This is a genomic window from Enterocloster sp. OA13 (assembly GCF_022440595.1).
In the GTDB taxonomy this organism is placed as follows: Bacteria; Bacillota; Clostridia; order Lachnospirales; family Lachnospiraceae; genus Enterocloster; species Enterocloster hominis.
Window position 1 is genome coordinate 2,643,767 of the sequence record NZ_JAKNTF010000001.1, and the last position, 26,967, is coordinate 2,670,733.

Sequence of the window (26,967 nt, forward strand, 5' to 3'; positions counted from 1 at the left end):
CTACCCCAATGCCACGTCTAAAATCATCATGACCACAAATCCGGCGGCAAATCCAATGGTTGCCACATTGGAATGGTCCCCCTGGGCCGACTCCGGAATCAGCTCCTCCACCACCACATAAATCATGGCTCCTGCCGCAAAGGACAGGAAATACGGCAATGCCGGTCCCAGTACTTCCGAAAGGGCCAGCATGAGGAATGCGCCCAACGGCTCCACTATGCCGGACAGCATGCCGTACACAAAAGCCTTGGGCTTTCCCACGGCCTCCTTAAGCGGCAGGGAAATGATAGCCCCTTCAGGAAAATTCTGTATGGCAATACCCACGGATAATGCCAGGGCGCCTGCCATGGTGATGGTGCTGTTCTGGGACATAAGCCCTGCAAAGGCAACCCCCACCGCCATTCCTTCCGGAATATTGTGAAGGGTCACCGCCAGCACCAGCATGGTGCTTTTCTTCCAGCTGCCCTTGGGGCCTTCCGGTTCATCCGAATCCATATGGAGATGGGGAATCACCTCATCCAGGACCAGCAGAAAGCCGATTCCTAACAAAAATCCTATGGATGCCGGTACAAATGCCAGCTTCCCCATGTCCTGGCTCATATTCATGGACGGAATCAGTAGGGACCACACGGATGCAGCCACCATGACCCCGGATGCAAAGCCCAGGAATGCTTTCTGGACCCTGGGCCGTAAGGCATTTTTCAGGAAAAAGACACAGGCCGCTCCGGCTGTGGTCCCTATGAAAGGAATCATGATTCCTGCAAAAATATTCATGTTCATACCTCTGTCCTAATGCTTGGCACTGCGCTGTCCCTACAGGAAACCGCGCAGCTTCAGATAGTCCTTAATCAGCTGGATCATCTGGTCATAGTCAATACGGCTGGCATTGATGGGCAGGTCGTAATTCTCCATATCCATCCATTCCCTGCCTGTAAAGTAGCGGTGGTACTCCGTCCGCTCCTTGTCAATCCGTTTCATGCGGCGCAGTGCTTCCGCCTCATCCACCTTATCCACATCCATGACCCTGCGGATCCTTGTAACCGTGTCCGCATATACAAAGATGCGTATCAGGTTATCCATCTGATCCTGCAGCACATAGTTGCCGCACCGCCCGACAATGATGCAGGGTTCCGATGCAGCCAGGCCGCGGATGACGGATGACTGGAAACGGAACAGGTTTTCCGGGGATGTGATATTATGCCCATCCCTCTCCGGCTCTGTCAGCTCCGGCTTCATGCCGGTCACAATGCGGTACAGCAGGTTATTGCCCGCCTTCTCGTCTGCCAGCCGGAAATACTGCTCCCCGATGGCGCTTGTCTCCGATGTCATCTTAAGTATCTCTTCATCATAAAAATGTATGCCCAGTTCCTCTGCCAGCCGCTTGCCTGTCAGCCGTCCGCCGCTTCCGTACTGGCGTTCAATGGTTATTACAAAATGTTTGTCACTCATCATCATGCCCCCTTATCCTATTATATCAATATGGCACATTTTCATGGCATTTAACGCGTTCTCATGGCTTTGCGGGGTTACCCCTGCGCAGCAGGATGCATCCACCTGGATGGGTGTGTCCGGTATCACTGCCTTAATCAGCATGGCATTGGAGATTACGCAGATGTCCGTACAAAGGCCTACTAACTCCACACTTTCATACCGTCCAAGGGCCGCATAATCAGCCAGTTCACGGCTGCCAAAGGTAGCCTTCTCAAACCGTTTTCCCTCAAACTCCTTAAGCCCTTCAACCAGTTCCCAGCCCGGAGTCCCCTTGACACAATGGATGACCGGAAGCTTCTTACCTTCCATTGTATCCATGTAATCCTCAGAATGCGTATCCAGTGTAAACACGACTTCCTGGCCCGCTTTTCCGTAAGCCTTAATCTTGTCAATCACATGAGGGACAATGGCCTGGGCTTCCTTACTCCCCAGGGATCCGTCCACAAAATCCTTCTGCATATCCACTACTACAAGTAAACGGCTCATGTAACTATCCTCCTTGTTATTAGCACCGGCGCTTCCCAGTGCCAATGCCTCTCAGGTTCCGGCAGCATCCTTGCGGACATTGCCTTTCCTGTCATTTACAGTCTATCACATTTTGACAATCAATTAAAGATATTTTCACAAAATTTAAAAACCCTATTGACAAATTGAATCCGTTGTATTAAGATACGGGTTAATAAATCAAACCGTAGAGAAAGAGGAGTAAGCTTCCAAAGCATTAACACAGAGAGCCGCAGGTGGTGGGATTGCGGTATAAGGCTGGCAGCTGAATGGACTTTTGAGGGCGGTCCTGAAAGATAGTTCCGTAGGGACCGACGGATTCCGCAACCGTTATTCATGCGGCACATATGTTGGTATGTGTAAAGTGGACTTTTCAGTCAATTTGAGTGGCACCGCGGATTTTTATTCGTCTCAATTATGGTATAACCGTAATTGGGACGTTTTTTTGTCCCCTTGCCGGACCTGTTTAAGATGTACGGCCATAAACCAGCCATGGGTCAGATTGACGGCCGGGACCTGCAGGCAGCGCGCAGCCTGTAACCCGGACAGCAACGGTCCTTTCCCAACGCAGTTCATTACTTACCATAGAAAACAGATCATGGAATCAAAACAATCATTCAGGAGGATTTTAATTATGAAAAAAACAATCGCAATGCTTTTAGCCGCAGCCGTAAGCGCATCCCTGTTAGCAGGATGCGGTTCATCTTCACAGGACCAGACCACCGCACAGGTATCTTCCGAGGCAGCCGCCAAGGATACCACAGGAAACCAGGAGACTTCCGCCGGAACGGCTTCTGATAAGGAGACGGCAGGGAGCCAGGCAGACGGGGAGGGTTCCTATACCATCGGCATTGGACAGTTTGCGGAACACGGTTCCCTTGACAACTGCCGCGAGGGCTTCCTGGAAGGCCTTGCCGAGGCCGGAATCGAGGAAGGCAAGAACCTGACCGTCCTCTATGAGAACTCCCAGGCCGACGGCGGGACCGCCAGCCAGATTGCCACCAACTTCGCAGGCAGGGACGTGGACCTGATGTGCGGTATCGCAACCCCCATGGCCCAGGCAGAATACGGTGTTGCCAAGAAATCCGGCACCCCGGTCATCTTTACGGCCGTCACAGACCCGGTTGCAGCCGAACTGGCTGATGCCAGCGGGACCCCGGTAGGCGAGATTACGGGAACCAGCGACAAACTGCCGGTTGAGCAGCAGTTAAAGATGATCCGTGAAATCCTTCCGGACGCAAAGCGTATCGGCATCATGTACACCACCAGCGAGGTAAACTCTGAATCAGCCATTGCGGAATACAAGGAGCTTGCGCCTGACTACGGGTTTGAGATTGTAGACACCGGAATCTCCTCCTCCGCCGACATTTCCCTGGCAGCAGATACCTTAATCAGCAAGGTGGACTGCATCACCAACCTGACTGACAATACCGTGGTCGCCTCCCTTCCTGTCATCCTGGATAAGGCGGAAGCGAAAAAAATCCCGGTATTCGGAAGTGAAATCGAACAGGTCAAAATCGGCTGTCTGGCAGCCATGGGCCTGGACTATATCGAACTTGGAAAACAGACCGGCCATATGGCTGCACAGGTATTGAAGGGCGAGAAGAAAGCCAGCGAAATGAATTACGAAACCATCAAGGAAGCTGCTTTCTACGGCAACACCAAGGTGGCTGAAAATCTTGGGATCACACTGCCGGAAAGCCTTACTGCCGATGCGGCGGGGATTTTTACTGAGATTGCACAGTAAGAAGGGTTCATACTGATTTGGGAGGAACATCATGACAACGATTATTTTCGGTATCTTTGAAGAAGGCCTGGTTTATGCCATCATGGCCCTTGGCGTATATATCACCTATAAAATCCTGGATTTTCCAGATCTTTCCGTGGACGGGACATTTCCCCTGGGCGCTGCCCTTACCGCCATCGGCATTTCCAACGGCCTGCCCATCATCGGGACCATCCATCCGGTCCTGGCCCTCATCCTCTCCTTTGGTGCAGGTGCCCTGGCCGGATGCGTCACTGGCCTGATTCATGTAAAGCTCAAGGTACGCGACCTGCTGTCAGGAATCATTGTCATGACCGCCCTTTACTCCATCAACCTGAGGATTGCAGGAAAGTCCAACCTTCCCATCTTCAGCAAGGACACGATTTTCAGCAATCCATTCCTCACGGAAACCATCCCCAATGCGCTTTCCCCTTATGTGGTGACCATTATCCTGTTTGTGATCGTGCTGGCCTGCAAGCTGCTTCTGGATGCCTATCTTAAGACGCGTTCCGGCTACCTGCTGCGAGCAGTGGGTGATAACGACGTGCTTGTCACTTCCCTGGCCAAGGACAAGGGAATGGTGAAAATCGTGGGCCTTGCCATTGCCAATGGCTTCGCGGCCCTGGCAGGCAGTGTGTACTGCCAGCAGAAAGGATTTTTCGATATCTCCATCGGAACCGGGACCATTGTCATCGGGCTGGCCAATGTAATCATCGGGACCCAGCTGTTTAAACGCTTTGGTTTTGTCAAATCCACCACTGCAGTCATCATCGGTTCCATCATATACAAGGCCTGTGTATCCCTGGCCCTGCTGCTGAACGACATCCCTGTCAATCTTGGTTTCCTCCGTTTTACCATATCCGTCACTGCCTCGGATTTAAAGCTGATTACAGCTATCCTGTTCCTCATCATCCTGGTCTTAAGCTCCTCCAGGGGAAAGAAGGTAAAGAGCCATGCTTGAACTGAAACACATCAATAAATACTACAATGCCGGCACAATCAATGAAATGTGCCTGTTTGAGGATTTCTGCCTTACCATCAAGGACCATCAGTTTGTCTCCGTGGTGGGCAGCAACGGTTCCGGCAAGACTTCCATGCTCAATATCATCTGCGGCAGCATCCCCCTGGACGAGGGCCATATCATCATCGGTAATGAGGACATCACTAAGATGCCGGAATACAAGCGGCAGCGCCGTATCGGGCGGGTATATCAGAACCCGGCCATGGGCACCTGCCCATCCATGACAATCCTGGAAAATATGTCCCTGGCCGATAACAAAGGCAGGTCATTCAACCTCCGCCCGGGCACCAACCGGCAGCGGGTGGAATACTACCGCGAATCCCTCCGCTCCCTTGGCCTTGGCCTGGAGGATAAAATGGATGTAAAGGTCGGGGTGCTCTCCGGCGGCCAGCGCCAGGCCATGGCGCTCCTCATGTCCACCATGACCCCCATCGAGTTCCTTATCCTGGACGAACACACGGCTGCCCTGGACCCCAAGACAGCGGAAACCATCATGGAACTGACGGATAAGATTGTCAAGGAAAAGGAACTGACCACCATCATGGTCACCCATAACCTGCGCTACGCCGTGGAATACGGTGACCGCCTGCTCATGATGCACCAGGGACGCGCCATCATAGACAAGGAAGGCAGGGAAAAACAGGAGATGCAGATTGATGATATCCTGGAACGTTTTAATGAGATAAGTATTGAGTGCGGAAATTAAGGCTGATGGTAACAGACTGATGGTAACATACTGATGGTAACATACTGATGGTAACAGCCTGATAGTATCAGGTTAACTGGAATGGGCTGTTTATAACAGCCGGGCCGGAATATGCATACGCAATGAAAACGGGCGTTGTCCTGAAGGGTACCAGATGGATTCCCTCAGGGCAACGCCCGTTTTTCTTCATTCTCTTATTACTCAGCAAACACCATGATTTTCACTGCCGAGTTCTCATCATCTGCCCAGACCACGCACTTCCTGCCCTGGGTTAAATCGTCAAGGGTAACGATATTCCTTGTAAGGTATGGGAATATGTTGCAGTCGTCTGCAAGTGTGTACTCTGTTCCGTCAATGGCTGTAAGCACTGATTTGGATGTGGATGCGTCTGTTATCATGGACTTGACTTCCACATAATCCGGAACCTTTGCATCAGCCGGTATGTTGGCGAATATCACGGTTGCGTTGGTCATTGGCGGAAGGCTCATGGTCATGGCCGGCCCTATGTAGGCGTAGATGGTATCGCCGTCCTTGATGTCCTCCAGCTTGATAGGAAGGCCGCTGACCGCATCCAGTATGTAAGTCTCATCTGCAACGTTAAGGATGATCTCACCGCTGCTGCTTACGCCTGACTGATTGTCAATGGAAAGCCTGCCGTCCTCTGTCCTGGTCACTGGTCCGAATATACGGATGGCCTGGGGCGCTTCGGGCTCGCTCTCTTCCATGCTCTCAATGGCTCCTGTCACTGACTCCACAACGGTGTCTGCCACCGTTGTCTCTTCCTTTGTGGCTTCTTTACTCTCCTGTGTTGCTGTGGTAGTGCCTGCGTTTGCATTGGAAGCACACCCTCCTACGCCAAGTACCACTGCTGCACAGATTCCTGCTGCATATAATCGATATTTTCTCAATATTATCTTCTCCTTTTCATAAGTAATGCCCTGCTTTAGGGCATTATTGATGTCTGTATGAGAAGTATATATCATTTCCTCCCTATATCCAATAAAGGATTTCTTAATAATTCTGAAATAAGGATTAACGTTATGACGATTGTTGCAAATTTTTTACAAAAGAAGGAACCCTATCTTAAGATATCACGGAAAGCCCCTTAATCCTTATCGCGCCATCTCCAGCTGCGGTCCCTTCTGGTTATGGGCTTTGATGATGGTTTCTATCTCGTCCAGGTTGGAGGAGGGAAGGTCGCCGGGGATGGTATTCTTAACTGCAGCGGTTGCATTGCCGTAGGCAATGGCCTTTTGGCAGTCGCCGCCGCTGCTGAGCAGTCCGTACAGGGCGCCGGAAATATAGGCGTCCCCGCTTCCGATGCGGTCAACCACCTCGATGTCGCGGTAAGGCTCCTCCTCGTAATATTCATTCCTGGCAGCATCGTAAATCACGGAACCGAATGTGTGGCGCTTGGGGCTGTGGACAATCCTCTGGGTGGAGGCCACGATGGAAATGGGGAACTCTTCCGTAAAGCTCTTCATCATTTCCCGGGCAGTGCCTGTTTTTAGGAATGTAAGCCGCGCCGTGTCCTCTGAACAGAAGAAGATGTCCACATAGGGCAGGATGCGCAGGATACATTCCCTGGCCTCGTCCCCGGTCCACAGATTGCCGCGGAAGTTCACATCAAAGGACACCAGGGTTCCGGCTGCCTTGAAACGCTTAATCATCTCGATGGTAGTCTCACGTATATCCCCGTTCAGGGCCAGGGTAATTCCGGTTGTATGGAAGCACTTGGATGCCGTGTAAACTTCCTCCGGGATTTCATTAATGTCCAGGGAGAAAAAGGAACTGTTGTTGCGGTCATAAATCACCTTTGGTTTTCTGGGGTATGCGCCGTTCTCATAATAGTAAATTCCCACACGGGCAGATGAGGACTGGTCATACATGAAGAAATCATCGCTGACCCCGAAGGAACGGATCTTACCTTTCATGAAGCTTCCTATATCATGGGCCGGAAGCTTGGAAATGACGCCTGTGTGGAGTCCTAACAGGGCCGCACCCACGGCCACGTTCAGTTCTGCCCCGCCTACCTGCTTCACAAATGTATCCCCTCTGGACAGACGCTCATTATCAGGCGGTGAAAGCCTGAGCAATACCTGACCCAGGGTCAGAAGATCAAAATTCCTGCTGTTATTCATTCCCATCATAACTCTCCTTTTTCTTTATATAAGAAACGGCTAATTCCCATAGAGGATTAGCCGCTTCCAAATTGTCTGGTGATTACATATAAAAGTGATTATCTCTGAACACGTCCTGAACCGTCGCCGCCAGCCAGGTTATCTACGTCAGCGCGTGTAACCAGGTTGAAGTCGCCAGGGATGGTGTGCTTTAATGCAGATGCTGCTACTGCGAATTCCAGGGCAGCCTTCATGTCCTTGCCGTCTGCCAGACCGCAGATTAAGCCGCCTGCAAAGGAGTCGCCCCCGCCAACACGGTCAACGATTGGGGTAACACGGTACTTTTTGGAGTGATAGAACTCACGTGTCTTACCGTCCATGATGCATGCGGACCAGCCGTTATCGGATGCGCTGAAGCTCTCACGCAGGGAGCTGATGATGTACTTAAATCCAAACTTATCAGCCATCTGGTTGAAGATGTCAACGTATCCAGCCAGTTCCAGTTCCCCGGAGGTAACGTCCGTGTTGCCTGGCTTAAAGCCCAGGACCTTCTCAGCGTCCTCTTCGTTGCCGATGCACACGTCAACATACTGCATCAGGTTAGTCATGACCTTCTGTGCCTTCTCGGAAGACCACAGTTTCTTACGGAAGTTCAGGTCAACGGATACGGTTACGCCGTGAGCCTTGGCTGCCTTTAAGGCTGCCTCTGTCAGTTCGATTGCAGCATCGCTGACAGCTGGTGTGATACCGGTAAAGTGGAACCAGTCAGCATCAGCAAAAATCTCATCAAAGTTAAACTCGTCCGGGGTAGCTGTTGCAATGGCGCTGTTTGCACGGTCATAAACAACATTGGAAGCCCTCATGGCAGAGCCTGTCTCTAAGAAATAGATTCCCAGTCTCTCGCCGCTTCTTGCGATGTGCTTGGTTCCTACATTGTATTTCCTCAGGGCTGCTACTGCGCAGTCACCGATTGGGTTCTTCGGGATAGCTGTCACGAACTGAACGTCATGTCCGTAGTTTGCAAGGGATACTGCCACGTTGGCCTCTCCGCCGCCGTAATTGATATCGAACTCGTCTGCCTGGATGAATTTCTCATTGTTCGGGGTAGATAATCTTAACATGATTTCGCCCATGGTAACTATTTTTGCCATTGTATGATTCTCCTTTTATTTACCTGATTATGATTCAAATTGAATGGGTTGGTTATTTTGCCCTTGCTGCTGCCACGGCCTGTACGAATTCCTGGGCCTTAGCTGTAACTGCTGCGAAATCGCCGGTCTTAGCGCCCTTGGTCAGGCTGGAGCCGGTTCCAACTGCATATGCGCCTGCCTTGATCCACTTGTCCACATTGTCAACGTCAACGCCGCCGGATGGCATGAACTCGCCCTGTGGAAGAGGTCCTTTGAAGGAGCTGATGGCTGCCGGTCCCACAATATTGCCAGGGAATACCTTGATGATATCGCATCCGGCTTCCAGTGCGGTGATTGCCTCGGTTGGGGTCATGACGCCCGGGAGCATGGGAACCCTGTAGCGGTTGCACAGCTTGATGGTGTCCACATTCAGGCCAGGGCTTACGATATAGTTGGCGCCGGCCAGGATGCATGCCCTTGCTGTCTCAGGATCCAATACGGTACCTGCGCCGATTACAATCTTGTCGTTATCTTTATACTTATTAGCCATCATCTTGATGAACTCAACAGGGTCGCCTTCATCCATGGTCATGGTCAGCTCAATGAAGTTGATGCCGCCCTCGATGATGGCGTCAACTACCTTCTCACCCTGCTCGTAATTCTTTGCACGGACAACCGCAACCAGACAGTCCTCTTTCATTCTTGATAAAACTTGTTCTTTTTTCATTTCGCTTCTCCTTCTTTCCGCAAATTCGCATATACGAATCAATTTCATATTTGCGATTTTATACTTAAATTTTAATCGCTACCGCTTGATTTGTCAACAGCAAAAGATGTAAAAATATAAGTTTTTCTACTGCCTTTTCAGCATTTTCCCAAAAAGCCCAGCAGCCTTGATATCTCTGCCGCCTTGGTCCGCACCAGGCAGCCCAGCGCATCGTAATCTTCCGTGGGTTTGTAAAGGCTGGATACGCTGATGGCGCCCATGACATTGCCGTCCTGGCCAAATACCGGCGATCCCACACATTCCATGTGTTCCTCCAGCTCCCTTGCGTCAAAAGCATAGCCCTTGTCACGAACACGCTCCAGTTCCTTCTCCAGTTCCTCCCTGGTAACTATGGTCCGCTCCGTATGCTTCTTAAATGTAATGCGCTCCATCAGCTGCCCTGTCTCCTCCTCATCCGAGTAAGCCAGGATGGCCTTTCCCAGGGAAGTGCAGTAAATCGGATTCTTGGTGCCCACAGTGGCTGTGGTGATGATGGGGTTCTCCGGCTCAAATTTGCAGATGTAGACAATGGCATCGTCGGAGCGGATGCCAAAGAATACGGTCTTTCCCACCTCCCTTGAAAATGCCTTCAGCACCGGGTCAATGGTACTGATGAAATCCAGGTTATTGGTATAGTTGATGCCGATCCTGTATGCCGTAAGACCGATGGTATAACGCTGCTTCTGCCCTCTGGCCACATGAATCATCCCGGTCTGTACCAGTGTTGTCACGATGTCGTAGCCGCTTGTCTTGGGCAGGTCCAGCTTCTCGCATATCTCGTCCAGCGTAATCCCGTCCGGCTTCTTGGACACCAGTTTCAGTATGTCTATGGTCCGCAGTGTGGTTCTGTTTAATTTCATGGATACCTCCCACCTTCTGTCACATGTATGTCACCCGTATATGCAAATGGATTTGGATATGCAGATATTGTATTCTGTATTCGTATATGCATATCAAATCCGTATATACGATATCATAGATTCAGTATACATCATCTTCCTCTGTGATGCAAGGGGTAATTCCGCCATAAACAACTGTTTTTCCGGCTATTTTATCCAACGGTCCGGCGGCTGTGCCTGTGATGACGGTATCCGGCTATCAGGTTAACTACTGCCGCCGGACTTAATTCCTGCCGCCGGGCTTAATTGCTGCCACCGGACTTAATTCCTGCCGCCGGGCTTAATTGCTGCCGCCGGACTTAATTCCTGCCGCCGGGCTTAATTGCTGCCACCGGACTTAACTACTGCCGCCGGGCTTCCTACAGTGTAACTCCCTGCTTGAAGATTGCCATATCATGGAAGCCAGCTTCTTCTGACTTCACTTTCCTGCCGGAAGCAACTGCAAGCACATAATCCAACAGTTCTTCTGCCAGTTCTTCCTTGGTCATATCCTCCACCATGCGTCCCGCATTGAAATCAATCCAGTTATCCTTGTGTCCTGCCAGCTTTGAATTGCTGGAAATCTTCACTGTAGGCACAGGGGATGCAAAGGGCGTTCCCCTTCCTGTGGTGAACAGGACCATATGGGCGCCGGACAGGGCCAGGGCAGTGGATGCCACCAGGTCGTTGCCCGGGGCGCTTAAAAGGTTCAGTCCCTTTACCTTGACCATCTCCGTGTATTCCAGGACGCCTCTTACCAGGGCGCTGCCTGACTTCTGGGTACAGCCCAGGGACTTGTCCTCCAGGGTGGAGATGCCGCCCTTCTTATTGCCTGGCGAGGGGTTCTCATAGATGGTCTGGTTGTGGCTGGTAAAATAATCCTTGAACCCGTTAATCAGGTTCACGGTCTTTTCAAACAGTTCAGGCGTGGCGCAGCGGTTCATGAGCAGTGTCTCCGCCCCGAACATTTCCGGCACCTCTGTCAGGATGGTGGTTCCGCCCTTGCTTACCAGAAGGTCTGAGAATGCGCCTACCACCGGGTTGGCCGTTATGCCGGAAAGTCCGTCAGAGCCGCCGCACTTCATTCCAATCACAAGCTCGCTGGCATCAATCTTCTCCCTGGTAAATGCCCCTGCATACACTGCCAGTTCCTTTAACAGGTCCATGGCCGCCTCCATCTCATCCTCCACATCCTGGCACTGGAGGAATTTCACACGGTCCTTGTCATAATCCCCGATGTAATCCATCAGCACGGGAATATTGCTGTTCTCACAGCCCAGTCCGAGTACCAGCACGCCGCCTGCGTTGGGGTGATGGATCATGTCGGCCAGCACCTTCCTGGTGTTTTCCTGGTCATCCCCCATCTGGGAACATCCATATGGATGGGGAAATGCAATCACATCCTCCACACTGCCCTTTACCAGTTCCCTGGCCCGGGCCTCAAGCGCCTTGGCAATGGAATTCACACATCCTACCGTGGGAATGATCCAGATTTCGTTACGGATGCCCGCCTTGCCGTCAGACCTGCGGTAACCGTCAAAGTAAACGTGCTCCGTTGGCTGGACATCCGTTCCGTCCGGCGTATAATCATAGGTAAGGACATCTCCCAGGGCTGTCCTCACATTATGGACATGGACCCATCCTCCTTCCTTAATATCTTCCTTTGCATATCCGATACGGAAACCATACTTAATGACTTCTGCACCGCTTCCAATGTCCTTCAGGGCAAACTTATGTCCCTGTGGGATATCTTCCTGAATGGCTACCTTCCTGCCCTCCACGTCAAGTGTCTCGCCCTTTGAAACAGGCCGCAGCGCAACGGCGACATTATCGTTCCTGTTAATCTTAACAATATCCTGCATGGTCTTTACATTCTCCTATCATTGTTATTTGGTGTGCCCGCTTTATTGTAAGTACTTACAATTATTCTACTCATTTTCAAGGAATAAGTCAATAAAAAAATAGAAAAGTATTGCAATATTTACGCGGAATATGTATAATGAACTTAGCTTGTAAGCGCTTACAGAATGTGAGGTTATTTTATGAATATATACGATGTCTCTGAACATGCAGGGGTATCCATTGCAACTGTTTCCAGGGTACTGAACGGCAATCCCAACGTCAGTGAAAAGACCAGGGAAAAGGTCCTTAAGGTCATGGATGACCTGGGATATACCCCGAATGTATTTGCCAGGGGACTGGGGCTTAATACCATGCAGACCATCGGAATCATGTGTTCCGATTCCTCCGACCCCTATCTGGCGGGTGCCATCTACTATTTGGAACGCGGACTCAGGTCCCATAATTATGATGCAATCCTGTGCTGCACGGGATATGACCTGGATGCAAAGCAGAAGTATTTTGAGCTGCTGCGCTCCAAACGTGTGGATGCCATCATCCTGGCCGGCTCCAAGTTTGTGGAGATGCGGCCCAAGGATAATGCATATATTACGGAAGCTGCTTCAGAACTTCCCATCATGCTGGTTAACGGATACCTGGAAGGGGATAATATCTACAGTACGGTATGCGATGACCATGCTGCCATGTACGGCGCCGCTTCCCAGCTCCTTAAGGCCGGCAGGAGGCGTATCCTGTATCTGTACACCAGCTATTCCTACAGCGGGGTCAACAAGCTGGAGGGCTACAAGGATGCCCTGAAAGCTTACGGAATGGCCCCCTGCGATGAACTGATCCGGCAGTGTCCCAAGGACATATCTGCTGCCAAGGAACTGCTTGTGTCCCTTCATGGACAGGGACTGGAATTTGACGCGGTCATGACAAGCGATGATTCCCTGGCCGTGGGTACTGTTAAGTATGCCCACGCATCCGGCATTTCCATACCCGATGAACTGAATATCATCGGATACAACAACTCCATCCTGTCCCAGTGCACGGATCCGGAGATAACATCCATTGACAGCAAGGTAGAAGCACTGTGCACCACCACCATCAACACACTTATGGGGGTTTTCAGCGGCGTGAATGTGCCCAGCAGGACCACGATCGCCTCTGATTTAATAAAAAGAAAAACCACTAATTTTTAATTCTTAAGGAGGATTAACAACATGAAAGCATTTATGGACAAGGACTTCTTATTATCCAGTGATATGGCAAAGGAGCTGTATCATGATTTCGCAGAGAACATGCCGATTCTTGACTATCACTGCCACATCAATCCGCAGGAGATTTACGAAGACCGCAAGTTTGATAATATCACCCAGGTATGGCTGGGCGGCGACCATTACAAGTGGCGCCAGATGCGCTCCAACGGCATAGACGAAACGTACGTGACCGGAGACAGCACGGACTGGGAGAAGTTCAAAGCATGGGCAGAGACCATGCCCAAGTTAATCGGCAACCCGCTGTACCACTGGAGCCATCTGGAACTGAGGAAGTATTTTGGTTACCAGGGCTTCTTAAACGGAGATACGGCTGAGGAAGTATGGAACCTCTGCAACGCAAAGCTGCAGGAGGATTCCATGACAGTCCGCAACCTGATCAAGCAGTCCAATGTCACCCTTATCTGCACCACCGATGACCCGGTTGACACACTGGAGTGGCACAAGAAGATTGCCGAGGATGACACATTTGACGTACAGGTCCTTCCTGCCTGGAGACCGGACAAGGCCATGAACGTCGAGAAGCCAACCTTTGCAGCTTACATGGCGCAGCTCTCCCAGGTCAGCGGTGTTAAGGTAACTGATTTTGCCTCCTTAAAGGAAGCCCTTAAGAACCGTATGGCATTCTTCACCTCCATGGGATGCTGTGTATCTGACCACGCACTTGAATATGTAATGTACGTTCCCGCGGATGAGGCTGAAATTGACGCCATCCTTGCCAAGGGGTTAAAGGGAGAGGCCATTACCAAGGAAGAAGAACTGAAGTTCAAGACCGCATTCATGCTCTTTGTTGCCCGTGAATACACTAGGATGGGCTGGATCATGCAGATCCATTACGGCTGCAAGCGCGACAACAACGCCTACATGTTTGAGCAGATTGGCGCTGATACCGGTTTTGACTGCATCAACAATTACGCCCCCAGCGCACAGATGGCTGACTTTTTAAATGCACTGAGCGCTTCCAACGAGATACCAAAGACCATCCTCTACTCACTGAACCCCAATGACAATGCCTCCATCGGCACCATCATCGGCTGCTTCCAGGACAAGTTCCCGGGCAAGATCCAGCAGGGTTCTGCATGGTGGTTCAATGACCACAAGGTGGGAATGACTGAGCAGATGACCAGCCTTGCAAACCTGGGCTGCCTGGGCAACTTCATCGGTATGCTCACAGACTCCAGAAGCTTCCTGTCCTACACCAGACACGAATACTTCCGCCGCATCCTGTGCGAACTCATCGGCGGCTGGGTAGAAAACGGGGAGTATCCCGCAGACATGAAAGCCTTAGAGGACATCATCAAAGGCATCTGCTATAACAATTCCGTAAAATACTTCGGTTTCAACCTGGATGTTGTAAAATAGGATTACTTATATGATAAACTTGGTCATATAGTAAAATCAGGCTGGCGTCCGCCGGGCGAATTCCCAGCGGATTGGATACACAGGTACGAAGGACGCAGAAAGCCCCCTCAAATCAACAGATGACTGAGGGGGCTATTCTTAATTCCAAATTCTACAAATAAATATCATACTTTCAATCCACAGAATAATCCAGCCTTATTTCAGCCGCACCACATGCTGGCAGTAAATATACAGATTCTTTATCTTCTTGGCCTGCTGCCCATCATCTCCCAACACAATAGGCTGTGTTCCTGAAGGTGTTATGTACAGTTTAAACGCAAGCGCATCCTGACCAACATGCATATCTTTTACCGGTGCGTATGCGAAATCCTGTCGTTCAATATCCAGATATTCAAACATGATATGTTCCAATTCAGGGTTTGAAAAGACGCGTACAATATCCGCCGCTCCCTTCATCTCCATGATGGCTTTTGCTTCTTCAAATGCAATATTAGTGAAACGGTAGTCGCCATTCCCCAAAATATAAGCCAGCATACTATTATCCAATAACAATAACGGATCTTTCGCCATAACAATACCTCCTTTTTATTAATACACTTCGTTTCACTATTATCATAAGCCATTATACAAATATTGTCAATATTGTTAGAAAACAATCAATATCGTTCGATATTTATCAAACAAATTCCACAAAGTGATTAAAATTACCTTGACATATCAAAAGAGTTTTTCAACAATTCACAATTTATCAGAGGTCCATTTTCTCTATGCGGATTCTATATCTTCCCAATTGAGCCAGTACATGATTGTCTTCCGCTTTCATTTTCGGACTCCTTTCCCATATCAGGTCCTGATAGCGGTATATGCTAAGCAGGATTCCGAGCAGTCCATAGACAGCAACCGTGTGATATCCCCCATATGTAAAAAAGGGAAGCCCGGCCGTGGACACAAAGACGAATCCAAGGTTCAGCATCAGGTTCCAGCCTGTTTCCAGGACAAGGATCATGACACATCCATAACCAATCAGCTGCCCAAGCTGATTCTTCTGCTTTTTCACCATGTGGAACAGCAGGAACAAAAACAGGATTAACAATCCGGCCAGGATCCCTACTGCCAGGACTCCCCAGGTGGAGGCTGCCTGCAGCATCACATAATCATATTGTGCACCAGGAAGCAAATGGATTGGGGTTCCCTCCGGCGTACCGCCCTTTGTAAGCCCGCCCAGGAATTTAAGCTGCTTCATGATATCCCTTGTCACCACTACCTGGAATGCCTCTTCCCTGGCATAGGCCCATGGACTCAGGATTGCCCTTAACCTTGCCATCTGATATGGCTGCATTCCAAGGTAGGAATAACATCCGCCCGCCAAGGCCAATGCCCCCAGCCCAAGAATCGGCCTGCTTTTCCGTTTCACCTGATACCAGTTCCTGAACAGGGAATACATCAGCATCATGAAGCACACAGACATCACATCCAGTGTAATGCCAATCCCGCCGCCAATCACTGCAAATGAAGTATAGGCAGCAGCCAGCAGCCATAAAAGGGAACGGATGACACCTGAATAACCGGTACCGCGATACCCATAGAGAATCCCTCCATACATGGGAATGAACAGATACATGACCGTCTTCATATAGCTGTGTCCTCCATTGATGACCTGGACCATCCCCAGATTGCAGACGAGGATGATTGAAACCAGGAACAGCCCTCCAATCAGTTTCCCATATCTGCTAAACAGACTGTAATCACAAAAGTAAAGGATTGACATGAATCCCAATCCCAAGAAAGTGTAAAGGCATTGGCGGGCAAATGCATCCTGGTTTATCCGGTACAGGTTTTCTGTACCAAACCGGTAAATACAGAAATACTGTACCAACAGCCCGGCCAGACTTAAGAGCATTGCCATTCCCAAAACCATCCAGTTGTTTTTGGGCCTGTGGATACGGTCCATATCAATCCCTACTTCCACGGGGCTTCCCATCTGGCGGACCGCTTCTTCCAGCGCCTCATCCCTGGTCCGCCCCATCTGCTCATAAACCTGGGCCTGGTCTTCGATATGAGTCCGGATTTCCCTCTCAACCTCCTGCTTTGCCTTTTTATTACGGATCTGCCCGGTTAATTCAGACAAATATTCATGCATTTCCATATAAGGCACCTCCTATCACCTGTCCCACTGCCTTTGTATAGGTTTCCCATGCCTCCTTTTTCCTTATCAGTTCCGCCATGCCCTGCTTTGTGATGGAATAATATCTGCGCACCTTGCCCTGGGCTTCCTTTTCATAGGATATGAGTAGTTTCCTAGACTCCATGGTGTGGAGCAGCGGATACATGGTGCCCGCTTTCAGGCTAAATACATATTCGGAGCGTTTTTCCAGCTCTTCTATCATTTCATAGCCATACATGTCTTTTTCGGATAAAAGCTGTAAAAGGAGCATGGATGTATTGCCTGATGATACAATCTTCTCTTCTGCCATAATTGATTCCTCCTGTTGACGCGTGTATTGTTTTCATGGATAGTTTTGGATGGGTTTGGGTATCTTTATATGGATGATGGATATATAGATAATCTATATATCATGATATGATTTATCTATGGACATCCTTTATGCCACTACATGATTATCATATAGCCATTCCATATACCATGGCACGTTCATTATATAGCCGTTCTACCTATCATAATTATATATAGATAATCTATATATGTCAAACACTGATTTTCCCTTTCTTCCTGTTCATCTGCAGCACGGCCGTCACCGCGCCGCTGACAGCAAGGAGCGCATAAAAGCTGATTCCGCGGCTCAGCATCATCACCGGGAAAACCTGTCCCCCGCCAAGTATGGGCCTGTATAGCGAGATAAAACTTCCCTCTGAGGCGCCAACCGACCCCGGAAGCGGAACCGCGGTCACAGCAAGGCTCAGGATAGCCTGCATGGCAAGGAACCGACCAGGTTCCGCCTCTATTCCAAGGGCCAGGCAGGCAAAGTAAGGTACCAGGAACAGGGCTGTCAGCTGAATCAGCGCGCGAAGGAACATCCTGACAACCACCAGCGGGTACTGTCTCAGATACGCCCCTCCCCTGCTGTATTCGTTAATCAGTCCCTCCATTTTGCGCTGGGCCTTTTTGCGGTTCCTTATGAGCTTTACCCTGGTTAATATACGGATGGCCCACAGTACCACCCGCTCTGCCAGAAGGCTGTTTAAAATAATCAGCAGGATCAGGCCGGAGCAGATTCCATTGACCAGGATGCCGAATACCAGAAGCCACTGTATGAGTCTTCCCTGGGACATGACAAAGGACAGGTTAAGGAGTACCATGACGCTTCCATACACCAGCACCGTCATCTGATACACGGCCGCCACAGCCAAAAGTGTAAAGGAACTGTGGGCAAATCCGAACCCGTCCCTGGTCATGTAAAACAGCTGCATGGGCTGTCCGCCTGTGGCAGAAGGCGTGATGGCGCTGAAATAAAAGCCCGCAAAGGAATAGGACAGGGAGCGTCTGTAGGGAATCTTTTTATGGAAGGTCCTCATAAGCAGCCGGATATTGGCGGCTTCACAGTTGATGAACACGAACATGCAGAAAAATGCAGGCAGCACGAACCTAAGTTCCGCCCGCTGAAAGGTTTCCCCCATGGTTTCCATGGAATGGTTCTGAAAAAGCACGTGAAATGTCACCAGGGCCAGGACTGCAACCATACAAAGCCCTATGAGCATTTCCTTCATTTTCATTTTCTTCTGCTCCATCCTGCGCCACCTTCCTTCTTTTCCTCTGTAATTCCCAAATCCTGTCCAGACATCCATCCCCGCTATCTGCACGGGCGGCACCCTGTGTTAACGCGCCTATGTATGGAGCCTGGTGTTAATATGCCAGTGTATGGCACCGGTGTTAATATGCCAGTATATGGCCCACGCCATCCGGACCGGACAATACCATCCTGGATCTGCTGTGTATATTATACTGGCTATTTATTAAAACTTACGGTAATTTTCCTTAAGAAACACAGCCAAACCATATAAAAAAGCCTAAGACTCATTATCTTAGACTTTTTTCATGGATGCTGTTGTATGTGAGCAGGACGGTAAGCCGGGTTATGTCGTTGGATGGCCATCTATCTAGGACTGCCGTCGCCGGCAGCCTCAAGCAACCTACCCGGAAGCTGACGGGCCGCCATATGCTTCCTGTTCGGTCTTGCTTCGGATGGGGTTTACATGTGCCCCGCCTGTTACCAGGCGGGCGGTAGTCTCTTACACTGCCCTTCCACCCTTACCTTTCCCGGTCAGGCCGGGAAAGGCGGTACATTTCTGTTGCACTGTCCCTGGAGTCGCCTCCGCCAGACGTTATCTGGCACCCTGCCCTGTGAAGCCCGGACTTTCCTCTCCTGCGGCCTTGCGGTATCGCAGCAGCGGCCATCTGTCCTACTCACAACCTACACAGTTTATCATAGAAACCCTGGTTTGTCCAGTCATTTTCCAAGCCGCTGCCCACAATGCCTCAGCCTGGAAACCGCTGCCCGGCCCTGGTTAAACGTTGAGGCAGCTGCCGCCGATGAACTCCCGCAGGATTGAGTTCTTCGGTATGTCCTCGCTGCTGACACCGATGAAATAATCCAGGAACTTGAGAAGCCGTTTTGCTTCCAGATATTCCTCCGAATCCTTGGGAATGCCAAACAGCAGTGGCTCCGCATATTGCTTCAGCACGGCGAACTCGTAGACCAGGGCCGAGTTGAACATGGCGTCCGCCTCCTCCTGGAATGGGAAGATGTTCTCCTCCTCGCCCTTGCGCACGGACGGCCACATACGGATGGTGTCCTGGGCCGATGACCCCCTGGTCCTGGCATCCCGTATCATCCTTCGGATAAGACGTCCGTCTGTTGTGGGAATCCGGTTGTGCTCATCTACGTTCAGCTGGGTTAAGGCGCTGATGTATATCTTGAACTTACTCTCCTTTGGCAGGGAGTGGGACAGCCTGTCATTCAGGCAGTGGATGCCTTCAATCACCAGGATGTCCTCCTGCCCCAGCTGCAGGAAACTGCCCTTATACTCCCTGACGCCTTTCTTGAAATTATAGTAGGGCATTTCCACCCGTTTCCCATCCAGAAGGTCCATCATGTTCTGGTTAAACAGGTCGATGTCCAGGCATTCCAGCACCTCATAATTATAATTGCCATGTTCATCCCTTGGGCTGTTCACCCGGTCCACAAAGTAATTGTCCACCGCAATCGGATGGGGCTTAAGCCCGATTGCCTCCAGCTGCACGGAAAGCCTGTGGGAAAATGTGGTCTTGCCCGAGGAGGACGGCCCTGCAATCATGACGAACTTGGCGTTCCGCCTGGATGCAATCTGCGCCGCTATCTCTGCAATCTTCTTTTCCTGCAGCGCTTCCTGAACCAGTATCAGATGGGACATCTCCCCCTTTGAAATCTTATCATTCAGGGCGCCCACTGTTTCCAGGTCCAGCCTCCTCCCCCATTGGGTGGACTCTGTCAGGGTTGCAAACAGCTTGTCCATGGGTTCAAACCTGGGCACCACTTTCGGCTCTGACTTGGAAGGCAGAAGCAGCACGAATCCATAGTGGTAAGGAACCAGGTCAAAGTACCGGATATATCCCGTATTCTGGACCATATATCCGTAATAGTAGTCCTCGAAGCCGTCAATGCTGTAGATATTGACCCTGGATACCCTGCGGTACCGGAACAGCCGCTCCTTATCATACATCCTGTGGCGGTGGAACAGCTCAACCGCATCATCCGTTGACACGCTGCGTTTCATGATGGGGATCTGCTGCGCCACATACTCCGCCATCTTGTTCTTCACCCGGATGAGAAGGTCATTGTCCAGCACAAAGTTACCCCTGGCCTCCACAAAGAATCCCCTTCCAAGTGAAAAATCAATGACTATCTTCTCTATATTCTCCGCGCCTGCAACCGCATAAAATGCCTTCAGCATGATCAGGCAGGCGCTTCTCTGATACGTGGCCAAACCAGGCTTGTCCCTGGCAGTGATGAAGGTAAGCTCACAGTCTTTTACATGCTTGTGAAGCTCCTGGAGCTTTCCGTTCACACGGACCAGAAGGATGTCATCCTCGTACTGGTACTGATATTCCTCAGCCACTTCCAGCCAGGTTGTCCCCTCCGGATATTCCCGGACAAAACCGTTTACATTAACTTGAACCAAAGGCTTTTACCTCCTCTTTCTTATTCAGGCAGTCCCATTCCTGTTTGTTAATTGTCCTATAGGATGACCGTGGGCCATGATGGCGGCGCCTGGATTACTTTTACGCCCTCCCCCAGCCTGGCGGCCAGATAGTCAGCCATGTAGGGAATGAAGATATGTTCCAGTCCGTAATGTCCTGCATCGATTACCGCCATATTCCTTGCAGCGGCATCAATGCCCTGGTGATGGCTGATATCACCTGTGACCAGCACCTGGGAACCGGAGGCAATTGCCCCTTCAATCTCGCTGCCCCCGGCGCCCGGACACACGGAAACCTTGTTTATCTCCGTATCCAGCAGTTCCTGTCCATAGACCACTGCAAAGGGAAGGCCAAAGGACTCCTTGACCTGCCGTGCCAGACTCCGTACCGTCACCGGCTTCCTGAGATACCCGGTCTTGCCGATTCCGTAAGGCACCAGGCCCTGGCTCCCTTCCATCTCGCCCATTGCTTCCAGTGGCACGCATTCCGTAAGGCCCAGGCGTCCTGCGGCCAGGTCGGCCATACAGCCGGGGGCCGCATCAAAATTGGTGTGCATGGCATAGTAGGAAATATCAGCCTGAATCAGCTTTACCAGCCTTCTGGTAATGAAATTCTGGTCATTTACCTTCTTGATTGCCTTAAAAATCAGGGGATGATGGGTCAGCAGCATATCCGCGCCCGACTCTATGGCTGATTCCACCACCTGGTCCGTGGCATCCAGGGCAATATAGATTTTCCTGACCTCTTTATCGCTCCTTCCGGCCAGAAGCCCGGGATTGTCCCATTCACACGCACATCCCTCTGGCGCCAGACTGCTTAACATCTCAATGATCTCACTGCATTTCATCCTGTGCCTCCTTTATCCATCCCAATTCTTCCATAAGGGCATTCCTGGCCCTTAACTGTGCCTCTGTCATGGGGATTGCTGTCCGTGCCGGGGCCATTTCCTGAACCTGGTCCATCCCTTCATCCCCCTGCGCCTTAAAATGATCCAGGATTCCCTGGACCCTGGCCCGTTCCTTCTCCAGATATTCCTTCAGTACGCCGTCCTTCCTGTCCAGAAGGATTTTCCCATACCGGTACCATATGGGACGCGAGTAGGTCATGGAGCCGCGGCCCACATCCATGATGGTATAATATTTCCCCTCATCTTTTACCATGGCTTCCTCTTCAATGACAAAGCCATTCTCTTCCAGGAACAGCCTGACCTTGTGTATATCAGACTGTGGGGAAAGGATCCAGTGGCTGACGCTGTCCCACATGTGGCGTCCTTCCTCCAGGATGCGGATTTCCAGTTCCCCTCCCATTCCGGCGATGATGACCGTGTCCGCTTCGCCTGGTTTTAATTCCTTAAGACCATCGCTCAGACGGGCTTCGATGGTGCAGAAGGACGGCTGCCCGCCGGCTGCTGCATTTTTAGCGGCCCACCCTTCATATTCCTTTATGTGTTCCCTGGCCCGCTCAAGAGGCCCCGGCCTCACATCCATTGCAATGGCCCTGGCTGCCCGGCCTGTCTGGGCCAGATGGATGGGCACATATCCATGATCCGTACCGATATCCGCAATGCGGCTGCCCGGCCTTACAAAGTCAGCCACTGCCTTTAAACGCAGGGACAGACGCACCACGCCTTTTAAGCCGCTGCCGCCCATCCCTGTCATATCCATCTTATCATTTGTTTCCTGTTTCATATTATTCATCCAGATAATCCTTTAGTTTTTTACTTCTGCTGGGATGGCGCAGCTTGCGCAGGGCTTTTGCCTCAATCTGGCGTATGCGTTCCCTGGTCACATTAAATTGCCTTCCCACTTCCTCCAGCGTCCTTGGACGGCCGTCATCCAGGCCGAACCTGAGTTTTAACACCTTCTGCTCCCGTTCCGTCAGGGTCAGCAGCACTTCCATCAGCTGTTCATGGAGAAGGGTAAATGCCGCGGCGTCCTGGGGTACCATCACATTATCATCCTGGATGAAATCCCCCAGATGGCTGTCCTCCTCCTCGCCGATGGGTGTCTCCAGGGATACCGGCTCCTGGGCCATTTTCATGATTTCTGACACCCGCTCCACGGGAAGGTCCGCCCTAGCAGCAATCTCCTCCGTGGTAGGCTCCCGCCCCAGTTCCTGGAGAAGCTGGCGGGAGGTGCGCACCAGACGGTTGATGGTTTCCACCATGTGGACGGGAATGCGGATGGTCCTTGCCTGGTCTGCAATTGCCCTTGTGATGGCCTGGCGTATCCACCAGGTGGCATAGGTGCTGAACTTATAGCCCTTGGTGTAGTCAAACTTTTCAACGGCCTTAATCAATCCCAGGTTCCCCTCCTGTATCAGGTCTAAGAACTGCATGCCCCGCCCCACATATCGCTTGGCAATGCTGACCACCAGGCGCAGGTTGGATTCTGCCAGACGTTTTCTTGCATCCTCGCTGCCCAGCTCCATGCTCTTGGCCAGTTCAATCTCCTCCTCCATGGACAGCAGGGGAATCTTGCCGATTTCCTTCAGGTACATGCGCACCGGGTCTTCCAGGCTGACGCCCTCAGGGACAGAAAGGTCCAGATGCTCCACATCTATCTCTTCCTCTTCTTCCAGGCTGATTTCCTCTTCAATGAACAGGTCCGGGTCCAGCTCCTGGGCTGAATCCATCCGGATGATATCCACCTTGCTCTGTTCCAGGAAATCAAAAAGCTGGTCCATCTGGTCACTGGTGGGCTGCTCCGAGCCAAAGTAGCTTATAATCTCCTGATATTCCAGGACATTTTTCTTCTTCTTTGCCTCCTCAAGCAGTCCTGCCAGTTTTTCCTCAAACACATTCGTCCCTTCCATAACCGGTCCATCCTTCCTATGAAATGCTGTTAATCCAGTGAGATCCGCAGCTTCTTAAGTGCAGCCTGCTGCTTTATGATTTCCTGTAACTGGGTTATATCTTTTGCATTGCGGCTGGCCGCATCCAGGCTGTTCTTCCTGACCTTCATGACGGTTTCGGAGAATGCCTTCTTCTGTTCTTCATTGTTTAAGGACTCTTTGAGGCTTGCGTTGAATAGTGCCGCCACTTCCTTGTACTGGTCTTCATCATTGATGAAGTGGCTGAGTATGGCTGCCGGATTTAAGTTACCCGATGCCTGGCCTTCAAATACCATCTGTGCCACCTGGTGATACAGATCCTCCACAAAATCATCTGCTGTAATGATACCCTTAATCTTGTCAAATAACTCAGGATTTTCTATCAGCCATGTGAGAAGAAGCCGCTGGGAACGGCGGATGCCATCCTCCTTGTCCGGCTTTTTGGGGCGTTTGGGACGCGCCTCCCCACCATCCTGATACCCGCTTCTGCCTTCCGGCCCTGCTTCCCCGTAATCGTAATATCCCTCCGGGGGCCCGTCATAGCCTTCATAGTACCCGTAATCAGGATACATGTCCTCTTCCACGGCCCTGTGCTGTACCTTGCCCCCATGGTCCAGGCTGTCACCGGACTTCATCCCAAAGCTCATACCCATACGGTTCACCAGACCCCGCAGCTCATCCGCAGGAATCATCTGCTCCCTGGCAACCGCCTGGAGGTAATTCTCCCGCTCCAGGGCCTCCCCGAACTGAAGGAGCTTTTTGGCTGTTTCCTGGTAGAACCTGGTCTTCTGCTCCGGGTCATCCATCTGGTAGCCCTGTCTCAGCACGTCCACCTCGAACAGGAAGCTGTTCTTGGCCTCCTTTATCCTCTGGCGGAAGGCATCAGCCCCCATGTTCTTGATGAACTCATCCGGGTCTTTGTGGGGCTTCATGTTCAGCACCTTGATGGACATGCCCACCTCCTTAAGGATGGGGATGGCCCTGAGGGCTGCCTTGATACCGGCCCCATCGCTGTCATAGGTCAGGATGACCTGGTCCGTGTAGCGTTTCAGCACATTGGCGTGCTGGCTGGTAAATGCCGTCCCCAGGGACGCCACCGCATTGGTGAATCCCGCCTGGTGCAGGGAAATCACATCCAGGTACCCCTCGCAGATGAGCAGATATCCTTCCCTGGAAGTCCTGGCATAATTAAGGCCGTACAGGTTGCGGCTCTTATCAAACAGCTTTGTCTCGGGGGAATTTAAATATTTGGGTTCCCCGTCCCCCATGACACGGCCGCCGAATCCGATTACGCGGTTATTCACATCCATGATTGGGAACATGACACGGTTCCAGAACTTGTCCCGTCCCCCGCGCTCTTCCAGTGTCACCAGCCCGGTATCCTTCAGGAAACTGTCCTCATACCCCTTCCCCTTCAGGAAACGGTACAGGTCGTCGCTGGTCTTATTGGAATATCCAAGGCCGAAATGCACGATCGTATCATCCAGAAGCCCCCTTCTGTCATGGAGATACTCATATCCAAGCTTACCCTGGGGCTGTTTTAACTGGTAATAGAAATAATTGGCCGCCAGTTTATTCACTTCCAGCAGCCTGGCCCTGTGTTCCGCCTGCTCCCTGGCCTCCTTGCTGTACTCCATCTTAGGCAGGCTGACCCCGGCCCGGTCAGCCAGATGGGCCAGCGCTTCCTGGAACGTGTAGTTTTCATATTCCATCACGAAAGTAAGTACATTCCCACCTGCGCCGCACCCAAAACAATAGTACATCTGCTTGCCAGGAGACACGGAAAAAGATGGGGACTTCTCATTATGGAAGGGACAGAGTCCAAAATAATTGGCGCCCTTTTTCTGAAGCTTTACATATCCTGAAATCACATCTACGATGTCGTTCTTCATTCTCACTTCTTCTATGACTTCATCTGGATAGTACATGTATGAATCTCCCTTCTGTATCTTAATGCTGCCTTAATATACGTTCCACCGCTTGGGGACAAACAGTTCCTCAAACTGGTCAATGGCATAAATATCGCTCATGCCCGCAATATAATCGCAGACCACCCGCGACTTCTTCTCCCCTGTGTTTACAATGAGCAGGACATATTCCATGGGCAGCTTATCCACATGCTTCATGTAATAATCATAAAGCTGCGTGATCATCTGCTGGGCCTTGCCCTCCTCTGCCTTGGGGATGTCGTTCTTATAAACATTGTCAAACATCCACTTGCGAAGGCCCTGCATGGCATCCTCCATGCCCTCGGACATGCGTATCTCCGGTTTATCCATGCTGTTGAGGATAATGTCGTGAATCATGGTATTAAGGCGCTCACGCACGCTGCGTCCAAGGACATCCGTATACTCACAGGGCAGATCCTCCTCCTTGAACATCCTGGCCCGGATGGCATCGTCAATATCATGGTTGATATAGGCAATCTTATCCGACAGCCGGACAATGGCGCCCTCCAGGGTGGAGGGGTGGCCCGATGTCCTGTGGTTTAAGATCCCGTCCCTCACTTCCCACGTCAGGTTCAGTCCCTTCCCATCCTTTTCCAGCACCTCCACGATGCGCACGCTCTGTTTATAATGCGCAAACCCATCCTCACAGATCTTATTCAGTATGTATTCCCCGGAATGGCCAAAGGGGGTGTGGCCCAGGTCGTGGCCCAGGGCAATGGCCTCTGTCAGGCTTTCGTTCAGCCGCAGGGTCTTGGCAATGGTCCTGGCAATCTGGGATACCTCAAGGGTATGGGTCAGCCTGGTCCGGTAATGGTCGCCCTCAGGCGCAAGGAACACCTGGGTCTTGTGCTTTAAGCGCCTGAATGCCTTGGAGTGCAGTATACGGTCCCTGTCACGCTGGTATTCAGGTCTCATGTCACATAAAGGCTCCGGCTTGTCCCTCCCCCTTGTCCTGCTGCTCAGGGACGCATAGGGACTCATATACTGCTCTTCCAATTCTTCCAGTGACTCCCTGATATTCATCCTCCCACTCCCTATCTCTATTATTATATTGTTAAGTCTCCCATTTTACTACAAAAATTTCATTTTTCGTGTCACAATCCCATATCTTGTCTGTAAACATGTACC

24 protein-coding genes, 1 other RNA gene and 1 other annotated feature are annotated in these 26,967 nt (G+C 51.0%); of the genes, 5 read left to right on the top strand and 20 right to left on the bottom strand.

Annotated features, from left to right (window positions below; translation table 11 throughout):
• The 3 genes from MCJ35_RS11750 to MCJ35_RS11760 are packed head-to-tail and all read right to left on the bottom strand — an operon-like array spanning position 1 to position 1,977.
• A complete protein-coding gene (locus tag MCJ35_RS11750) occupies positions 1 to 774 on the bottom strand; it encodes a ZIP family metal transporter (protein ID WP_008716683.1) in 774 nt (257 codons plus the stop codon).
• Positions 775 to 813: 39 nt separating this feature from the next.
• Positions 814 to 1,449 carry a cytidylate kinase-like family protein gene (locus tag MCJ35_RS11755; protein ID WP_008716685.1) on the bottom strand — a complete coding sequence of 212 codons (636 nt, stop codon included), beginning with the start codon at positions 1,447 to 1,449 and terminating at the stop codon, positions 814 to 816.
• A gap of 12 nt (positions 1,450 to 1,461) precedes the next feature.
• On the bottom strand, positions 1,462 to 1,977 hold the full coding sequence (locus MCJ35_RS11760; RefSeq protein WP_025487035.1) for a cysteine hydrolase family protein: 516 nt from the start codon (positions 1,975 to 1,977) through the stop codon (positions 1,462 to 1,464).
• A 197-nt stretch (positions 1,978 to 2,174) separates the two neighbouring features.
• Positions 2,175 to 2,412 (top strand) — a binding site (T-box leader).
• 217 nt (positions 2,413 to 2,629) lie between these two features.
• On the opposite strand from MCJ35_RS11760, the gene MCJ35_RS11765 reads away from it, so the two are divergent.
• The 3 genes from MCJ35_RS11765 to MCJ35_RS11775 are packed head-to-tail and all read left to right on the top strand — an operon-like array spanning position 2,630 to position 5,487.
• Positions 2,630 to 3,742 carry an ABC transporter substrate-binding protein gene (locus tag MCJ35_RS11765; RefSeq protein ID WP_025487034.1) on the top strand — a complete coding sequence of 371 codons (1,113 nt, stop codon included), beginning with the start codon at positions 2,630 to 2,632 and terminating at the stop codon, positions 3,740 to 3,742.
• Positions 3,743 to 3,773: 31 nt separating this feature from the next.
• A complete protein-coding gene (locus MCJ35_RS11770; RefSeq protein WP_025487033.1) occupies positions 3,774 to 4,721 on the top strand; it encodes an ABC transporter permease in 948 nt (315 codons plus the stop codon).
• Complete coding sequence (locus MCJ35_RS11775; protein ID WP_008716694.1) at positions 4,714 to 5,487, top strand: ABC transporter ATP-binding protein; 774 nt, start codon at positions 4,714 to 4,716, stop codon at positions 5,485 to 5,487. Before MCJ35_RS11770 ends, MCJ35_RS11775 begins: the two co-directional genes overlap by 8 nt.
• Positions 5,488 to 5,684: 197 nt before the next feature.
• Here MCJ35_RS11775 and MCJ35_RS11780 read toward each other — a convergent pair whose 3' ends face one another.
• From MCJ35_RS11780 to MCJ35_RS11805, 6 genes are all read right to left on the bottom strand, one after another.
• Positions 5,685 to 6,398, bottom strand: coding sequence for a hypothetical protein (locus MCJ35_RS11780; RefSeq protein WP_081739278.1), 714 nt, complete (start codon positions 6,396 to 6,398; stop codon positions 5,685 to 5,687).
• Positions 6,399 to 6,599: 201 nt separating this feature from the next.
• The gene (locus MCJ35_RS11785; RefSeq protein ID WP_085952075.1) at positions 6,600 to 7,628 is read right to left on the bottom strand and encodes a sugar kinase; all 1,029 of its coding nucleotides are present in this window, start codon (positions 7,626 to 7,628) and stop codon (positions 6,600 to 6,602) included.
• Positions 7,629 to 7,726: 98 nt separating this feature from the next.
• On the bottom strand, positions 7,727 to 8,758 hold the full coding sequence (locus MCJ35_RS11790; protein WP_008716699.1) for a sugar kinase: 1,032 nt from the start codon (positions 8,756 to 8,758) through the stop codon (positions 7,727 to 7,729).
• Positions 8,759 to 8,810: 52 nt separating this feature from the next.
• Positions 8,811 to 9,464: a bifunctional 2-keto-4-hydroxyglutarate aldolase/2-keto-3-deoxy-6-phosphogluconate aldolase gene (locus tag MCJ35_RS11795; protein WP_008716701.1), complete on the bottom strand. Its 654-nt coding sequence runs from the start codon at positions 9,462 to 9,464 to the stop codon at positions 8,811 to 8,813.
• Between the two features lie 137 nt (positions 9,465 to 9,601).
• Positions 9,602 to 10,363, bottom strand: coding sequence for an IclR family transcriptional regulator (locus MCJ35_RS11800; RefSeq protein ID WP_025487031.1), 762 nt, complete (start codon positions 10,361 to 10,363; stop codon positions 9,602 to 9,604).
• 398 nt (positions 10,364 to 10,761) lie between these two features.
• On the bottom strand, positions 10,762 to 12,243 hold the full coding sequence (locus MCJ35_RS11805) for a UxaA family hydrolase (RefSeq protein WP_025487029.1): 1,482 nt from the start codon (positions 12,241 to 12,243) through the stop codon (positions 10,762 to 10,764).
• A 180-nt stretch (positions 12,244 to 12,423) separates the two neighbouring features.
• On the opposite strand from MCJ35_RS11805, the gene MCJ35_RS11810 reads away from it, so the two are divergent.
• Entirely contained in the window at positions 12,424 to 13,425 is a 1,002-nt protein-coding gene (locus tag MCJ35_RS11810) for a LacI family DNA-binding transcriptional regulator (RefSeq protein ID WP_008716708.1), read from the top strand.
• Between the two features lie 21 nt (positions 13,426 to 13,446).
• A complete protein-coding gene (gene uxaC, locus MCJ35_RS11815; protein WP_008716709.1) occupies positions 13,447 to 14,862 on the top strand; it encodes a glucuronate isomerase in 1,416 nt (471 codons plus the stop codon).
• A 195-nt stretch (positions 14,863 to 15,057) separates the two neighbouring features.
• Here the strand turns inward: uxaC and MCJ35_RS11820 are convergent, their stop codons facing one another.
• The 11 genes from MCJ35_RS11820 to MCJ35_RS11870 all read right to left on the bottom strand — a co-directional run bounded on the left by MCJ35_RS11820 (position 15,058) and on the right by MCJ35_RS11870 (position 26,862).
• Positions 15,058 to 15,432 carry a hypothetical protein gene (locus tag MCJ35_RS11820; RefSeq protein ID WP_008716710.1) on the bottom strand — a complete coding sequence of 125 codons (375 nt, stop codon included), beginning with the start codon at positions 15,430 to 15,432 and terminating at the stop codon, positions 15,058 to 15,060.
• Positions 15,433 to 15,610: 178 nt separating this feature from the next.
• Positions 15,611 to 17,008 carry an FtsW/RodA/SpoVE family cell cycle protein gene (locus MCJ35_RS11825; RefSeq protein WP_025487028.1) on the bottom strand — a complete coding sequence of 466 codons (1,398 nt, stop codon included), beginning with the start codon at positions 17,006 to 17,008 and terminating at the stop codon, positions 15,611 to 15,613.
• Positions 16,995 to 17,336: a PadR family transcriptional regulator gene (locus MCJ35_RS11830; RefSeq protein ID WP_008716712.1), complete on the bottom strand. Its 342-nt coding sequence runs from the start codon at positions 17,334 to 17,336 to the stop codon at positions 16,995 to 16,997. Before MCJ35_RS11830 ends, MCJ35_RS11825 begins: the two co-directional genes overlap by 14 nt.
• Positions 17,337 to 17,568: 232 nt before the next feature.
• A complete protein-coding gene (locus tag MCJ35_RS11835) occupies positions 17,569 to 18,609 on the bottom strand; it encodes a lysylphosphatidylglycerol synthase transmembrane domain-containing protein (RefSeq protein WP_008716713.1) in 1,041 nt (346 codons plus the stop codon).
• Positions 18,610 to 18,929: 320 nt separating this feature from the next.
• Positions 18,930 to 19,288, bottom strand: an RNA gene (gene rnpB / locus MCJ35_RS11840) — RNase P RNA component class A.
• A gap of 98 nt (positions 19,289 to 19,386) precedes the next feature.
• Positions 19,387 to 21,039, bottom strand: coding sequence for a nucleoside kinase (locus tag MCJ35_RS11845; RefSeq protein ID WP_008716715.1), 1,653 nt, complete (start codon positions 21,037 to 21,039; stop codon positions 19,387 to 19,389).
• Between the two features lie 56 nt (positions 21,040 to 21,095).
• Positions 21,096 to 21,905, bottom strand: coding sequence for a Nif3-like dinuclear metal center hexameric protein (locus MCJ35_RS11850; protein ID WP_025487027.1), 810 nt, complete (start codon positions 21,903 to 21,905; stop codon positions 21,096 to 21,098).
• Positions 21,892 to 22,755, bottom strand: coding sequence for a tRNA (adenine(22)-N(1))-methyltransferase (locus MCJ35_RS11855; protein WP_025487026.1), 864 nt, complete (start codon positions 22,753 to 22,755; stop codon positions 21,892 to 21,894). Before MCJ35_RS11855 ends, MCJ35_RS11850 begins: the two co-directional genes overlap by 14 nt.
• Positions 22,748 to 23,872, bottom strand: a complete 1,125-nt coding sequence (gene rpoD, locus MCJ35_RS11860) for an RNA polymerase sigma factor RpoD (RefSeq protein WP_008716718.1) — start codon at positions 23,870 to 23,872, stop codon at positions 22,748 to 22,750. The genes MCJ35_RS11855 and rpoD overlap by 8 nt, the downstream gene beginning before the upstream one ends.
• Before the next feature lie 29 nt (positions 23,873 to 23,901).
• Positions 23,902 to 25,818: a DNA primase gene (gene dnaG / locus MCJ35_RS11865; protein WP_120058083.1), complete on the bottom strand. Its 1,917-nt coding sequence runs from the start codon at positions 25,816 to 25,818 to the stop codon at positions 23,902 to 23,904.
• Between the two features lie 33 nt (positions 25,819 to 25,851).
• Positions 25,852 to 26,862 carry a deoxyguanosinetriphosphate triphosphohydrolase gene (locus MCJ35_RS11870; protein ID WP_025487025.1) on the bottom strand — a complete coding sequence of 337 codons (1,011 nt, stop codon included), beginning with the start codon at positions 26,860 to 26,862 and terminating at the stop codon, positions 25,852 to 25,854.
• Positions 26,863 to 26,967 lie beyond the last annotated feature (105 nt).